General features: G+C 58.7%; 14 protein-coding genes and 3 pseudogenes. 10 read left to right on the top strand and 7 right to left on the bottom strand.

From position 1 onward, the window contains the following. Positions 1 to 44 precede the first annotated feature (44 nt). Positions 45 to 335, top strand: a complete 291-nt coding sequence (locus ACIQWP_RS30415) for a recombinase family protein (protein WP_402795859.1) — start codon at positions 45 to 47, stop codon at positions 333 to 335. Between the two features lie 23 nt (positions 336 to 358). Here the strand turns inward: ACIQWP_RS30415 and ACIQWP_RS30410 are convergent, their stop codons facing one another. From ACIQWP_RS30410 to ACIQWP_RS30400, 3 genes and pseudogenes are all read right to left on the bottom strand, one after another. Next, complete coding sequence (locus ACIQWP_RS30410) at positions 359 to 1,360, bottom strand: alpha/beta hydrolase family protein (RefSeq protein ID WP_402795844.1); 1,002 nt, start codon at positions 1,358 to 1,360, stop codon at positions 359 to 361. A gap of 161 nt (positions 1,361 to 1,521) precedes the next feature. Continuing rightward, positions 1,522 to 1,752: pseudogene (locus tag ACIQWP_RS30405) on the bottom strand (Tn3 family transposase); the annotation flags it as partial. A 17-nt stretch (positions 1,753 to 1,769) separates the two neighbouring features. Further along, positions 1,770 to 2,936: an ROK family protein gene (locus ACIQWP_RS30400; RefSeq protein WP_402795841.1), complete on the bottom strand. Its 1,167-nt coding sequence runs from the start codon at positions 2,934 to 2,936 to the stop codon at positions 1,770 to 1,772. Positions 2,937 to 3,077: 141 nt separating this feature from the next. Here ACIQWP_RS30400 and ACIQWP_RS30395 point away from each other — a divergent pair, with 141 nt between their 5' ends. The 9 genes and pseudogenes from ACIQWP_RS30395 to ACIQWP_RS30355 all read left to right on the top strand — a co-directional run. Beyond that, positions 3,078 to 4,079, top strand: coding sequence for an extracellular solute-binding protein (locus tag ACIQWP_RS30395; protein ID WP_402795838.1), 1,002 nt, complete (start codon positions 3,078 to 3,080; stop codon positions 4,077 to 4,079). Between the two features lie 36 nt (positions 4,080 to 4,115). Further along, entirely contained in the window at positions 4,116 to 5,114 is a 999-nt protein-coding gene (locus ACIQWP_RS30390; protein WP_402795836.1) for an ABC transporter ATP-binding protein, read from the top strand. Then, a complete protein-coding gene (locus tag ACIQWP_RS30385) occupies positions 5,111 to 6,820 on the top strand; it encodes an ABC transporter permease (RefSeq protein ID WP_402795833.1) in 1,710 nt (569 codons plus the stop codon). The genes ACIQWP_RS30390 and ACIQWP_RS30385 overlap by 4 nt, the downstream gene beginning before the upstream one ends. 12 nt (positions 6,821 to 6,832) lie before the next feature. Beyond that, the gene (locus ACIQWP_RS30380) at positions 6,833 to 7,756 is read left to right on the top strand and encodes a sugar phosphate isomerase/epimerase family protein (protein ID WP_402795832.1); all 924 of its coding nucleotides are present in this window, start codon (positions 6,833 to 6,835) and stop codon (positions 7,754 to 7,756) included. Continuing rightward, complete coding sequence (locus ACIQWP_RS30375) at positions 7,753 to 8,214, top strand: hypothetical protein (protein WP_402795829.1); 462 nt, start codon at positions 7,753 to 7,755, stop codon at positions 8,212 to 8,214. Before ACIQWP_RS30380 ends, ACIQWP_RS30375 begins: the two co-directional genes overlap by 4 nt. A 65-nt stretch (positions 8,215 to 8,279) precedes the next feature. Beyond that, complete coding sequence (locus ACIQWP_RS30370; RefSeq protein ID WP_402795827.1) at positions 8,280 to 9,494, top strand: IS701 family transposase; 1,215 nt, start codon at positions 8,280 to 8,282, stop codon at positions 9,492 to 9,494. A gap of 230 nt (positions 9,495 to 9,724) precedes the next feature. Continuing rightward, a pseudogene (locus tag ACIQWP_RS30365) lies at positions 9,725 to 9,892 on the top strand (transposase); the annotation flags it as partial. Continuing rightward, positions 9,883 to 10,479 carry an IS5 family transposase gene (locus ACIQWP_RS30360; RefSeq protein WP_402795857.1) on the top strand — a complete coding sequence of 199 codons (597 nt, stop codon included), beginning with the start codon at positions 9,883 to 9,885 and terminating at the stop codon, positions 10,477 to 10,479. The pseudogene ACIQWP_RS30365 and the gene ACIQWP_RS30360, both read left to right, overlap by 10 nt. Positions 10,480 to 10,502: 23 nt before the next feature. Continuing rightward, positions 10,503 to 11,150, top strand: a pseudogene (locus tag ACIQWP_RS30355) (nucleotidyl transferase AbiEii/AbiGii toxin family protein); the annotation flags it as partial. A gap of 76 nt (positions 11,151 to 11,226) precedes the next feature. On the opposite strand, the gene ACIQWP_RS30350 reads toward ACIQWP_RS30355, so the two are convergent. The 4 genes from ACIQWP_RS30350 to ACIQWP_RS30335 are packed head-to-tail and all read right to left on the bottom strand — an operon-like array spanning position 11,227 to position 14,534. Continuing rightward, complete coding sequence (locus ACIQWP_RS30350; RefSeq protein WP_402795825.1) at positions 11,227 to 11,805, bottom strand: MarR family winged helix-turn-helix transcriptional regulator; 579 nt, start codon at positions 11,803 to 11,805, stop codon at positions 11,227 to 11,229. A gap of 58 nt (positions 11,806 to 11,863) precedes the next feature. Further along, the gene (locus tag ACIQWP_RS30345; protein WP_402795854.1) at positions 11,864 to 12,661 is read right to left on the bottom strand and encodes an ABC transporter ATP-binding protein; all 798 of its coding nucleotides are present in this window, start codon (positions 12,659 to 12,661) and stop codon (positions 11,864 to 11,866) included. Further along, positions 12,661 to 13,593 (bottom strand): ABC transporter permease, encoded by a 933-nt coding sequence (locus ACIQWP_RS30340; protein ID WP_402795822.1) that lies wholly within the window; start codon positions 13,591 to 13,593, stop codon positions 12,661 to 12,663. Before ACIQWP_RS30340 ends, ACIQWP_RS30345 begins: the two co-directional genes overlap by 1 nt. Then, positions 13,590 to 14,534 carry an ABC transporter substrate-binding protein gene (locus ACIQWP_RS30335; protein WP_402795849.1) on the bottom strand — a complete coding sequence of 315 codons (945 nt, stop codon included), beginning with the start codon at positions 14,532 to 14,534 and terminating at the stop codon, positions 13,590 to 13,592. Before ACIQWP_RS30335 ends, ACIQWP_RS30340 begins: the two co-directional genes overlap by 4 nt. Positions 14,535 to 14,591: the final 57 nt, after the last annotated feature.

The raw sequence follows: 14,591 nt of genomic DNA, 5'->3' as shown, positions 1-14,591 counted from the left end.
CTGTCCGGGATTTAGCGGAATCGCTGTCCGGGAATTACTGAAAACTGTGGCCGGAGATTACCGGAAATCTTGTCCGGACTTTACCGAAACCCGCAGCAGAGTTCGAGCGCGACCTCATCAGTGAACGCGTCAAGTCTGGACTCGCTGCCGCAAAGGCACGAGGTAAGAGGCTCGGCCGCCAGACTGGACAGCGCCTCAAATCAGATCGGCTTGCGCCGAAAGTAATGGAATCCATCGCAGAAGGCCGCAGCTATCGGTGGATCGCTCGTGATCTGGGCATCAGCAAGAACACCGTCACAGACATAGCGAAACGGGACCGCGCGCGCGGCGAATAATTTGGTTGCACTTGAAGCGCTAATTAATCTTGGCGTTTGCCCTGCAAAAAATCCACGGACTGTTCAGCGACGTAGTCGTGGATCGCAGTTCGCTCCAATCCCTGGCGGTCAACAAAAAGTTCGGGCGCTGCCTCTTGTCCGAATTCTGATCCTTCAGGAAGAAAGGTGTAATGGCCGACGCCACCACTCAAAATCTCATACTTACAGGCAGGGATGTTCTCATACAGCCAGCCACAGCAATCGCTCGGTGGTGCTACTGTATCTTCGTCGCCGGCGAAAATTCGAGTGGGTTTCCTGATGCCTCGGAGACTGTCTCGTGAGAAACCTAGCACAGATCGACCCGGAGCAATTGCGATTGCCTGCTCAACCCTGCGGTCAGAAAAATTGGCACGTCTTCGCTCCCAGGCAACTTGGAATACCGGATTTTGATTGAGCTTCGGCAGCTCGTCAGCAAGGTTTGGAAACTCACGCGGCCCTCGGATTGGACTCTTCACCGGATTGTCTGGTTCAAACTGCGAAAAGGCGACACGCGCTCCCATAAGCAAAAGGGCCGTGTATGCGCCTGCCGAGAAACCCGCGACGGAGGCCTTTTCTTCGATCTCGACCCCAAGCTCGCGTTGCCAAGAGTGGTCGTCGAGGATGGCAGTAAGGTCACCAGCTCTCTCCCACAAGCACAGAAAACCCTCAGCACGGTAAGGCTCCGAGCCAGTGTGGCCATGATGGTTCACAGCCAAGGCGACAAAGCCTCGCTGTGCCAATCGAAAACCAAGCCACTCCAATGCTGCTGCCGTAGCGCCCGTTCCATGCGACAAAAGCACGAGACGCAAGGACTGATCGGAACGAACTGCAGTTGCATTAGCTACTACAGGTTCTTTCTTAAACCACGACCTTTCAGCGGGAATTGCAGCACTTGAAGCCTCATCTGTCGGATACCACGCTGTCCAAACAAGGGGCCGGTGGCCAGTGCCATCCCAATTCGATCGCGACATATCAAAGCTGATGCCTGTTCTGAACCCAACCTGCATGGAAACCTCTGCGAAGTGGACAATGTCCCGATGAAGCCGGAAGCTTACCGGCGTCCGTGACGTTCCACCATAGCCAGAACTGGTCAGCAAGTTCCTTGATTGCTTAAGGTGTCATTCCGCCCCCAGCCGGAACCGACCCCATCGTCTGCGAGCGGGGGCTCTTAAGGTAGTATTTCGCCCCGTGCCGCAAATGACCCCCACCTCATCAGCTTCGAACCGACTGGGCCAATATGGTCGTTGACCTGCGTATAAGCTTTGAAGCCGGGCCCATTTCCGTACTTCGCATTGATCATATTAATGACTTCGCCCTGACGCGCCGAAGGAAAGAATTGACCATCGCTCGATGCCATCGTTCCCATGCCCCAGAACCGGGATATCGGCAGCTTCCTCTGTCGGCGTGGGGCAAACGTCAAGGCTGGAGAGGCCGCCGACCGTTCAAATGCATACTTCCTCCGTCGGCGACCGCACCCGTGAACAAGGCTCGATAGAACGGTAAGCAGCCGGCACCGACCGCTCCTGCCTGACTGCCTAGCTGCGAAGCACGGACCGGCGCAATAGGAAGGCCGCGCGACGGGCCTTCAAGCGGCTCCGCAAGAACGATCTCAACCAGGCGGCTGTTCATATCGCTTGGCAGTCGGCCTCCGATCACGATGCACATTGGATCGAAAAATGCCGCCGCTGCGCGCACTGAATGGCGCAGCTGTGCGCCGGCGCGATTGATCCACGCGCTCAGCGCTGGAACGGCATTTGGCGGTAACGCGCTCATCTCTTCGAAATCTCGAAGCGGGAATCCAGCCGCTTTCAGCGTTTCAAGAAGATCCTGCCCGGAGGGCCGCGGCTGATCGTAGGGGTAGAGTACCCCTGGTAGGCAAGCGTTCCCATTGGCACCGCGGAAAGGTTTGCCGTCGATCACAGCACCGCCCCCAACTCCGTGCCCAATGTGGATGAAGAACAACGGATCACCACCCGGCTCACCGCTGGCAAACACGAATTCACCTAGGGCTGCAGCCGTGCCGTCATTCTCGACATGGCATGGAATGTCGAAAGTGTCACGAAACGCCTCAACGGCGCGGCCATTCTCAAAGGCGGGGAAAAACGGGTGCGCCTTCAGCAGATTTGAGGCGGTGCCGAAATTTCCCGGAACCGAAACACCGATGCCTACCAGATCGGCCTTCGGGATTGACAGTTCGCGAAGCATGTCATCGACGGTGGCCTGTGCTGCCTCTGCCACCTCTTCCGGGCTGCCTGTTCTTACCTCTACCGTTCTCGTTGCAAGAATGGCGCCGCCCAGGTCGACGATGGCGACTTCCATGCGTGAAACCGAAAAGGTCACGCCAGCGGCATAAAAACGGCTCGCCCGCAGCTGCAACAGCCGACGCGGCTGGCCTTGCGCACCGCTTCGGTCTGCTTCCTCCGCAATCAAGCCGAAGTCGATTAAACGACCAATGAGGCGTGTGACCGAAGCGCCTGTCATGCCGGAGAGCTGCGCGAGGTCGACCCGAGCCATTCCCCTATTCTTGAATATCAGTTCAATGAGCCGTCGTTCGTTGAGGGACAGTTCAGGCAGAGAGGGCATGTCGCAGTCCTAGCGGTTCATCAAATCAATCGATCCATCGTTTAAAAAAGATATCGCAAAGAAAATTAAATTACGCAATGTAATTAATATGACACAAAGCCCACGTAAGAGGGGCGCATCCAAAAACTTGGGAGAAAATCGATGAAGCTTTCCTGTGCCTTTGTCTCGGCTGCGATCACGTTGGCCGCAGCACTTCCCGCGATGGCCGACAGCCTGACCATCTATTCGCCCCAGGGCGATGAGCGTGCAGCCTGGATCACTGAACAGGCTAAAGCCGCCGGTCACGACATAAAACTTTTGACAGCTGGTGGCGGTGAGCTTTTCGACCGCCTGCTTGCCGAGAAAAACAATCCCCAAGCCGACGTCGTTCTAGGCATGGTCGACACCTCGATGGCCCTACTCAAGAAAGAGGGCCTGTTCCAGGCCTATACGCCGACCTGGGCAAAAGACCTGCCGGCGCCATACAAGGACGCGGACGGCATGGTCTATAAGTTCTGGCAGACGCCAATCGTTCTCGCCTATTACCCCGACAGGCTGCCAGATGCCGAAGCACCTAAAAGCTGGCTCGACCTCACCAAAGACGAATACGCCGGCAAATATGTCATCGGCGCCACCGCTTGGCAGACCACTCGCATGTATCTCGCCGGCATCCTTGTCCGATTTCTCGACGCCAACGGTGAAGTCAAAGAAGGGGGCTGGGATTTCCTGCAGAAGCTTTATGCGAACGCCGTCGTCGTGAACGATGCTGACGCGCAGGTACAAGCGTTCAAATCTGGCGAAGCCTCGATTGATCTGAACTGGCTCGGCGGCACCTTTAAGCTTGCCAAGGACCTTGACAGAAACGTGAAGGTCGTCGACGCCGAGGGCGGCACGCCGGTCATCTCTGAAGGCTTGGCGATCATGGCCGGAACCCATCATCTCGATGAGGCCAAGGCGTTTGTCGATTGGTGGGGTTCGGCAGACGTGATGGCGGCCTATGCGACAAAATTCGGCCAAGCTCCCGTTTTGCCCGAGGCCTTGGCCAAGTCGCCGCCGACGGTGCAGGAGAACGCCAGGCTGGTGAAAGCGCAGCCGATCGATTGGGACGCCATCGCACCCAAGCTCGACACCTGGCTTCAGAAAATCGAACTCGAAATCCGCTAATCAGCGGCAAGACCTGAAAGGATCGGAGGTCTCGCCATGACTGAGAGCGTGCTGTCCCTGCAAAATATTCATGTCGGCTACCCACGCCTAACCGTCGTCAACAACCTGAGCCTCGACGTCGCCGACCGCGCGTTCGTATCGCTTCTCGGGCCGTCCGGAAGCGGGAAATCAACGGTGCTGCGCACCATCGCCGGGTTTCTCCCGGCCTTGGGGGGGAGGATCGCCCTTGAAGGGCGCGACATTACCACCCTCCCCCCCGAGCATCGCGATGTTGGTATCGTGTTTCAGAACTACGCGCTGTTTCCGACGATGACGGCGTTCGAGAACATCGCCTTTGCGCTGCGCGTCGCGAACAAGCCCAAGGCCGAAATCGAAAAGCGGGTCCGCGACGTTGCGGCCATGGCCAGGATCAGCGACCAACTGGACAAGAAGCCCGCCAGCATGTCGGGCGGCCAGCAACAGCGCGTCGCCATCGCCCGGGCACTTGTCACCGGTTCACGCGTCCTGCTGCTTGACGAACCCTTGTCGAACCTCGACGCTAAGGTTCGCGCCTCGATGCGCCAGGAAATCAAACGGCTGCAGACAGAATTGGGCTTCACCGCGATCTTCGTCACGCACGACCAGGAAGACGCCCTGACGATGTCGGACGTCATCGTGGTTCTCAATCACGGTAACATCGAACAGATCGGTGACGGCCGCACGCTCTATCGCAAGCCGGCCACGCCGTTCATCTGCGAGTTCATCGGCGTGTCCAATGAGCTGGCTCCTCCCCTAGCGGCTCGACTGCTCGGCAGGGAAATCAACGGGCGCAGCTTCGTACGGCTTGAAGATGTGATGCTCGGCGCCAGCGGCGGCGTCCCGGCCCGAGTGCGACACGTCGAATTTCTCGGTGCCTATAGCCGCGTCGACCTCGACGTAGACGGTCATGCCCTTTCGGCCATGCTCGTCGGCGATCAGCTTCCGGAACCGGGAAGCACGGTTCCGCTCGCGGCTCGCCCTGGTTCGGCTCATATATTCGAGGAGGCTGGGCTATGACCCGTGCTGCCGGCTTCGACCGCCTCCTTTGCTGGCTCGGCCTCGCCCTCATTGCCTGGGCCGTCGTCACCTTCTTGCTTGTGCCGATGGCTGCTGCCCTACATGCGGCCCTGTTCCGCCACGGCGGTCTCGCCATTCTCGATGCCATTGGCGAGCTGGTGCATTCGCGCCGTGTGCGTACAGCACTATGGAACACCACCTGGATGACGGGTGTCACGATCGTCACCGTCACGATTGTCGGGATGTTCCAGGTCACGGTCCTCGAATACTTCCGTGTTCGTGGGCGCGGCTTACTGAAAATCGCCTATTCGACGCCGCTCGTGTTCGGCGGCGTTGTCGCGGCCGCCGGCTACAAATTCACCTATGGCCCGGGCGGGGCCATCACCGCCGGTCTGACGGCGCTGTTTCCGTCGATGCCGCGTGACTGGTTCATCGGCTGGTTTGGCGTTCTCTTCGCCCACACCTTCCTGATGACCAGCTTTCACTTCCTCTTTCTGCGCGCTGCAATGCGCCGTATCGATTATTCGACGGTCGAAGCGGCCCGCAGCATGGACGCGTCGGAAGTAACGATCCTGCGGCGTGTCGTCCTGCCGGTCATCATGCCGACCTTGCTTGCCGTCACGCTGCTGACCCTCAACACCGCCGTTGGTTCGTTTGCCGCGCCCCAGGTGCTCGGCGGTCGGGACTTCCACATGTTGAGCCAGATGGTCCTGACGCTAAATAGCTTGCGCAGACCCGACATGGCAGCACTCCTGGCGCTGCTCATGAGCACGGTGATCATGGGTCTGCTGCTGCTCTCGCAATATTTTGAGGCAAGGGGCGCCTATACCTCGGGAGCGAAAGCAACTGCTCCCATCCAACTGCGCAAGATACGCAACCCGCTCGCCCGCACGCTTGTCCACGGCCTCGCCTATCTGCTGGCCGCGATGTACCTAGTTCCGGTCGCGCTCATCGTGCTTTTCTCCTTCGCGCCTGCCTCGAGCATTGGTATCGAGATCCTTCCCTCAACATTCACCCTGGCCAACTACGCTCGGGTACTAGGTGGCGGGTCGGCTTTCGTTCCCTTCCTCAACTCGATGTTCATGGTATCGGTTGCCGTCGCCGCCGGCCTCGCCATCACGCTTTTTGCGGTGCCAATCATGGTGCGTGAGCGCAGCTGGCTGACGCGGGCTCTGAACATAAGCTTCTTCCTGCCCTGGATCATCCCCAGCATTCTGTTGGCGGTAGGGCTGATCACCGCATTCGACGCGCCTAATCTGCTTGTTGGCAACACGGTCCTGCTCGGAAGCTATTGGCTGTTGCCAATCGGCTACATCATCTTCAGTCTGCCGCTTATGGTCCGCTTCATGCGCTCGGCCTTTATCGGGATCGATCCAGCCTTTGAAGAAGCCGCTCGGGCAATGGGAGCCTCCGGCCTCTATCGCTTCCGCCGGGTTTCCCTCCCGCTCGTCGCGCCAACTGCCATTCTCGTTGCCGGCATGAAATTCAACAGTCTGATGGCCGAGTATCCGCTTTCGGCGCTCCTCTACAACGTCAACAACAAACCCCTGCCGATTGCAATCGTCGATGGCGCCGTTTCGGCCGATCCAGATCAAGCTGCCATCAGCCTCGTTTACGTCACCCTGATCATGGCCTTCTCGCTAGCTATCATCCTTGTCGCAGAGCGCCTGAGCCTCGGCCGCACCCCCGAAACCACCAACCTCTGAATGGAGACGCAAATGGACACTTGCATCACCGTCTGGCACTGGGCCAAGCACGAACGCTGGTACGACGAGGGCGTCCGTCACTCGCTCGATCTCATCCGCGAGGCCGGTTTCACCCAAGTCAACTGGAATCCGGATTCCGGCAGCTCATACTGGCTGGCCGATGCAGAAATAGAGTTCACCCGCCGCATCATCGCGAGTGCCGGTCTGAAGACGCATACGGTCCACGCCAGTAATGGCGTCAATCCGTTAAGCGAAATCGCTCATGCCGGGCCCGCAACGTACACACAAGAGACGCGCAAGAACATCTTGTCGCCGCATGAATGGCAGCGTCAAAGCGGTGTCGAGCTTCTGAAAAACCGCATCGATCTTGCGGCCGCACTTGGTGCCCCGAACGTCGTCCTCCACGTCGATATTACAGATGGCACTTTCCGCAGCCCAGAAAGCGAGAAAGCGTTCTTCGAGCCGCTGTATCGCTCGCTCGATGACGTCCAGGCCTATTGCATTGAACACAAGGTCCAGATCGCCGTCGAGACGCTGTTCAAAGCAAGTCCGGCGAACTATCTGGCCCTCTACGACCGGCTGTTTACGCGCTACGACGTCGCGTTCATCGGCCTTTGCTACGACAGCGGGCATTGGGAGCTGATCGAGCCAGGCAAGGTTAGCGTTCTTGAGCAATATGGCGACCGGCTGATCGCTACGCACATCCATGACAATTTCGGTGCGATGGACAATCACTTGCTGCCGTTCGACGGCAGGCTGGATTGGACCGCAATCATGAAGGCCATCGCTGCCACGAATTATATCACGCCGCTCAACTTGGAGACACCGATGGATCGCTATGGCCTCGCGGAAGCCTCCTATTACCAACGCGCTTATGCCGTCGCTGTTCGTCTTGAGGAAATGATCGCAGCCGCGCGGGGTCGGACGGCAAAGTGATTCAGGATCTCGAAACGCGGCTCCAATTGCTCCGCGACGCAGTCTCCACCACGGTTGGCGCTTTTGCACTGCTGCGGTTTCTCAGCCTTGCGGAAATCGCCGTTGAGACCAAAGGCGAGGCCGACTACGTCAGCACCGTCAACCGCGACTCTGAAAGCCTCGCCCGGCAGCTCATGGCATATAGCGCTGACCGGAGAATATCGATGGCCGCCCTTAAGACCAGATGTGCGATTTGCGGCGAAAACGCCGGTAAGTTTTCCTTGTCGAATATATTCAGTTTGGAAAGGAAAATGGTCATGGAAAGAGTGATTTATGTTGGGCTGGATGTTCATGCTGAGACGATTGCTGTTGCGACAGCAGATGATGGACGGAGCGGAGAATTCCGTTTTTATGGCGTCATTGAAAACACCACCGATTCCGTTTTACACCTGACAAAGCGGCTTTCGGCCACCGGTTGATCAATGAGAGACCGTATTAGCATTACAGTTGCATATTTATCTGTAGTCTGAATCTATAGGTCTCCATGATTCGGAGGTCATGGATGACAGGTGCATCAATCGAGAAGACGCTTGAACTTTGGGCATTATCGCTGCGTGACGTAAAGTCACGTATTCGGAAGCTATTTACGCAGGAGCGGGTCGCAGCATCTGCGAACCTTTTCCTGGACGGCTTGCTGGGTGACGAGCGGCGCAAGACAGGTTGGATGCGCGCTGAGGCGGCCGGTGATCCCGGCCCGTGGCGGCAGCAAGCCATTTTGGGTCGCGGGCGTTGGGACGCGGACGCACTTCGCGACATCGTACGAGAGTACGTTGTAGAAAACCTCGCCACCGATGATGCGGTCCTGGTCATCGATGAGACGGGCTTCCTCAAGCAGGGCAAGACATCGTGCGGCGTTGCACGTCAATACACAGGTTCGGCAGGCAAGATAACGAACTGCCAGATCGGTGTGTTCGCCGCCTATGTGTCCGTTCGCGGTCATGCCTTTATCGATCGAGCCCTGTACTTGCCCAAGAGCTGGACCGGCGATCCGGCAAGGCTTGCAGCAACTCATGTTCCTGAGGCTATAGCCTTCGCTACCAAGCCAGGCCTGGCTGTCGATATGATACGGCGTTCGCTGGCAGCCGATGTACCGTTTTCCTGGGTGGCTGCAGACGCTGTATATGGCGTCGGGGACGTCGAAGGAGCCCTGCGTCGAGCCTGCAAAGGCTACGTTCTTGGGGTTAAATCGGACCACCATTTCGGCTCCTGGTCGGGCAAGTCTCCGGTCGCCGGCACAGCTCAGGAGATCGCCCGCGATCTTGATCCAGGTGCATGGCAGCGTCTTTCCGCCGGTGAAGGTACCAAAGGCGCGCGGCTTCATGACTGGGCCCACTGTGAACTGGCCGATCTCGAAGCAGCCGAATATAGCGAGACAGAAACGGGGCTTTGGACCCGTGGCCTCCTAATTCGGCGCAATATTAGCGACGGTGATCTCGCTTTCTTCACAACATGGTGCCCGGCCGGGACAAGCATCCAGATGCTCGTTTCTGTTGAAGGCCATCGCTGGGCGATCGAAGACAGCTTTGAGACCGCCAAGAACGAGCTCGGGCTCGATCACAACGAAACTCGGTCATGGCATGGCTGGCATCGTCACGTCTCTCTCGTCATGCTCGCCTTCGCCATGATGGCGGTGATCCGGTACCGCGCCAATGACGTGACGCCCCAAAAAAGACCGCGGATGCCGACCATCAGGATTTGATCCGCTGGTCTATCCAGGAAGTCCGGCGCATCACCACAAAGCTTGCTCAGCGTCGTATAAACCCCGCCTACATCATCGCATGGTCATGCTGGAGACGCGCCCATCAGGCGGCAGCTCGACGAGCTCATCTGATTTCTAAATTGCAACTGTAATGCTAGGCTCAGGACCTATTAAATCACTTGCACCGGCTTTCTCTGTTTGATTCATTGGGATCGAAAGGAGGCGCTGTTATGAGTGATTTGATGCTTCTGTCTGAGGCGCAGATGCGCCGCATCGAGCCGTATTTTCCATTGTCGCACGGCGTGCCACGCGTTGACGACCGCCTGATTTTGAGCGGCATTATCTTCGTCTTGCGCAACGGGCTGCGATGGCGTGATGCGCCGAAAGAATATGGTCCACACAAGACGATCTACAATCGCTTCATCCGCTGGAGCAGGCTCGGCGTATTCAATCGGATTTTGGCCGAACTGACAGCAAAACGCGGCAAGCCGGAGCAGTTGATGATCGATGCCACCCATTTGAAAGCCCATCGCACCGCAGCCAGCCTGCTAAAAAAGGGGATGTTCCCCGACGTATAGGACGCACCAAGGGCGGCTTAAACTCCAAGCTGCACGCAGTTTGCGATGGTCACGGTCGCCCACTGATCCTGCTTTTGAGCGAGGGCCAGATGAGCGATTACAAAGGTGCTGCCCGGATGCTTGAAGCCTTTCCCAAGGCCAAGACCTTGCTGGCCGACAAAGGTTATGATGCCGACTGGTTTCGAGATGCCCTGGCGAAGCGCAAGATCACCGCCTGCATTCCTTCGAGAGCAAACCGCAAGGCCGTGATCCCCCATGATCCCGCGCTCTACAAAAAGCGCCACAAGATTGAAAACATGTTCGGTAGGCTAAAAGACTGGCGGCGAATTCACACGCGATATGATCGCTGCGCACACACTTTCTTCTCAAGCATATGCATCGCTGCAGCCGTCATCTTCTGGCTTTGATCAACGAGTCCTGACCCTAAGACGTGAGAGACGTCGCCGCCTCGGTCCGAGGCCGCCTACTACAACTCGCCAAGGCAAGCGGACAAAGCTTTGATTTGGTTCTGTCGCGTTTCGCCCTTGAAAGCCTATTGTCTCGAGTTAGCCAGTCGCCACATGCGGGCCGCTTCGTTTTCTAAGGGGGCGATGCTGATGATGAGCTGGTTTGACGATCCGCACCGCGCCACCTGCGACCTCGCCCTGTTGGGCTTTGAAGACCCCGAACCGGGCCCAGTGCTGAAAACCTTTCGGGATATTCTGGCGCAGCAGGCTGATGATGGCATCACGTTCGATGCCGAAACCCTCCGTGTGGATCGTATCCGTGCGGGACTGGAATATGGTGGTCTCAGGCTGCGGATGGTCGCTTCGATCAGCGGCGCCTGCATCAACCTGACAGTCGATATCGGTTTTGTCGATGCGCCTGAGCCGGGCCGGGTGTGTTGGGCTATCCGTCCATAATGGATTTCCTCGCACCCAAACTCCGCGCCCATGCGCGAGAAACGGTCATTGCCGAGAAATTCCAGGCGATGGGGATGCTTGGGCGTGCCAACAATCGCATGAAGCATTTTTACGACATCTGGATCTACTGCGGGTCTTTCGATTTCAGTGATGATCGGCTCGCGGGCGCAATCGCCGTCATGGATGAGCATCTGACCGTGAACGCAAAAGCGCATACACTTCTCACACAGCCCGCAGAAGTTCTGCGGCAGCCTACTCCGACGAAGTGAATTGCGGGAACAACTTCGCCGAATTGGCGTCTCCAGCAACCGCTTGCCAGCCGCGGGCAACTGCGCCGGCACATGCATCTTCGATCCGATCGAGCATAGCGTGGAGGCTTTCGCGCTCGGCGTCCGACAGGCTCTCGAGGATGCGCGCTTCCATCGCCTGACCGATGACGACAATCTCCTCCAGCACCTTGTAACCCTCGGGCGTCAATTCGACCGCTGAGAACCGACGGTCTCCCACGCCGGCATTGCGCTGGGCAAAGCCGAGCGTGACCAGCTGCGCGATGCCGCGACTGACGGCGAACTGATCGAGCGCGCCGGCATGGCAAATTTCCTTGCTCGAAAGCCCAGGGCGGCCGCCGGCAATGGCGAGAATTCGCCAGGAGGCTTGGGAAAGCCCGTAGCGCGGCCCATAGTATGAAGCGAGTAGCTCCGCGGTGCTGCTCGCCACGAGGAACATGCGGTAGGGTATCCAGCGGTCAAGCCGAAACGAAGGCTTGGCAGCCTTCCCATCCTCGCGCTCCTCCACTGCTCCGCTTTCGCGTTGATTGTCTTTTAATTGCATTTTGCAGACATATTCCAACATGGTTCCGAAAACAAGCGACTGACGGTCGCGGCGGTAGTCAAGCGAGCAGAAGTCGATCTTCGGCAACCGCACCGCCACTGACCGCTCCGAATAGAGCGACCAGGTCCGGCACGTCGTAGCCGGCTCGCTCGTCGCCCGCGACATCGAGCACGATGCGTCCACCACTCATCATGATGGTGCGTTGGCCGTAATCGAGGGCATGGCGCATGCTGTGCGTGACCATCAGCGTCGTTAGTCGCTGACGATCGCTGATCTCCGCCGAGAGCGCCAGGATTCGCGACGCTGCCTTGGGATCCAGTGCCGCCGTATGCTCGTCGAGAAGAAGCAGCTTCATCGGCAGCAATGTTGCCATCAACAGGCTCACCGCCTGTCGCTGGCCGCCGGAAAGCGTGCCGATCCGCGCCGTGAGCTTCGTTTCGAGCCCGAGACCAAGATCGGCGAGTTGTTCTTTGAACCGCGCGCGCCCCATCCGCCCGCCGAGCGCAAGGGACAGCCCGCGTCGTCCGGCGCGCGCCGAAGCGAGGGCAAGGTTCTCCTCAACGGTAAGGGCCTCGCAAGTGCCGATCCGTGGGTCCTGGAATACGCGACCGATGAATCGCGCCCGCGTCTGGGTGGATAACCGCGTGACGTCGACGCCATCGATGACGATCCGGCCACGATCGGGCACGACTTCACCGGCAACGGCCGAAAGCAGCGTCGACTTTCCGGCGCCATTGCTGCCGATCACGGTTACGAACTGACCCTTGGGGATGGCCAGCGATACGCCACGCAGCGCGGCCACTTCGAGAGCCGTCCCAGGATTGAACGTGACCGAGATCGAATCGAGGTTCAACATCATGAGGTCGCTCCTTCTGCTTTCGACGGCTCGGGCAGAGGGGCGCGCCTGATGGAGGGCAGCTTCTTCATCCGCGCTTTCGAAACCATCACGGCGACCGCGACCACGACCGCGGTCACCAGGTTGAGATCCTGCGCCTGGATCCCGATCATGCCGCCATCCAGCGCCAGCGCAATGACGAGCCGATAGATCAATGCACCGAGGATACAGCCGAGCGTGGCTCGCGCGACGGATCCTGCGCCGACGACTGTCTCGCCGATGATGACTGCGGCAAGACCGGTCACAATCGTGCCGATGCCCATCGAGACATCGGCAACGCCCTGGCTTTCAGCATAGAGCGCGCCGGCAAGGCCGACGAGACCATTGGCGAATGCCATGCCCAGCATGACCATGCGGCCGTTGTCAACGCCCTGCGCCTCCGCCATTCTCGGGTTGGCGCCGGTGGAGCGCAAGGCCAGTCCGATCTGAGTGGCGAGGAACCAATCGACGAAAACCTTTGCGGCTAATACGATGCAGAGAAGCAGCACCGTGTTGGCCCAGACCCCGAGCGCCGCAATCCCGTCGATCCAGGAAAATATGGTGTCGGTGCCATAGAGCGATATGTTCGGTTTGCCCATGACGCGCAGGTTGATCGAAAACAGCGCGACCATGGTCAGGATTCCTGCGAGCAGGTTCATGATCTTCAACCGAACAGACAAGAACGCCGTTACGAAGCCCGCCACGGCGCCTGCGGCAAATCCCATAAGCGTTGCGACGATGGGCGGCACGCCGGCCATGATAGCCGAAGCAGCGACCGAGGCACCGAGCGGGAAGCTGCCGTCGACGGTCAGATCCGGAAAGTCGAGCACTCGAAACGAGAGAAAGACGCCAAGGGCAACGAGGCCAAATAACAGGCCTGCCTCGCAGGCTCCGGAAAGGGCGATGAGGCTCATTGTGCGATCACCTTTGCGGCCGCCTGCGTCACTGTCTCGGATAAGCTTACCCCCATCTTCTTCGCCGATGCGCTGTTCAGGTAAAGATCCTCGCTGTCGAGCGTGCCGACGGGGATGTCGGCGGGCTTTGCACCATTCAGGACCTTTGCGGCAATCTCGCCCGTGAGCCGGCCCAGCTTGTAGTAATTAAACCCGAGCGCAGCCATCGCTCCGCGTTCAACGGAATTGGTGTCGCTGGCATAGACGGGGATCTTCGCATCGACACCGACCTTGACCACGCTTTCGACGGCCGAAACCACCGTACTGTCGGTCGGGAGCAGGATGACGTCCGCCTTGCCGACGAGGCTGCGCGCGGCATCCGGCACCGCCGCCGATTGCATGGCGGTCGCCTCGACGATACTCATGCCGAGCTTTGCAGCCTCGGCCTTCATGTCCGCCACCTGTGCGACGGAGTTGGCCTCGCCAGCATTGTAGACGACCCCGACTTTCGTTGCTGTTGGTGTCAGCTTGCGGATCAACTCAAAAGTCAGATTCAGGGGTTGCTTGTCGCTGGTGCCGGTGAGCGTGCCGTCCGGCTGCGAAAAGCTTTTGACCAACTTGGCTGCAACAGGATCCGTTACAGCGGAAAACACGATCGGGATTGCCCCCTTCGCCGCGGCCTGACAGGCTTGAGCCGACGGCGTCGAGATGGCGACGATCAGGTCCGGTGCTTTGCCGGCAAAAGTTTTGGCGATCTGCGTTTGCGTCGGCATGCTGCCTTGTGCGCTTGCAATGTCGAGCGTGATGGTCTTGCCGTCGACAAAGCCCGCATCGGCCAGCGCATCGATGATTCCCTTGCGCGCGGCATCGATGGCGGGATGTTCAACGATATAGGTCAGCGCCACTGTCTTGTCCGCTGCCATGGCGACATTGGCGGCCAAAGGGACCAGAAAGGCCGACAGGGCCAGAGCATGCAATAAAACGGTTCTGCGGTTCATCGGACAATCTCCTCGAAAGGG

Source organism: Rhizobium sp. NPDC090279, assembly GCF_044769665.1.
Taxonomy (GTDB): Bacteria; Pseudomonadota; Alphaproteobacteria; order Rhizobiales; family Rhizobiaceae; genus Rhizobium.
Note: the sequence above shows the minus strand (reverse complement) of the source record. Positions and strands in the feature narration are given on the sequence as shown.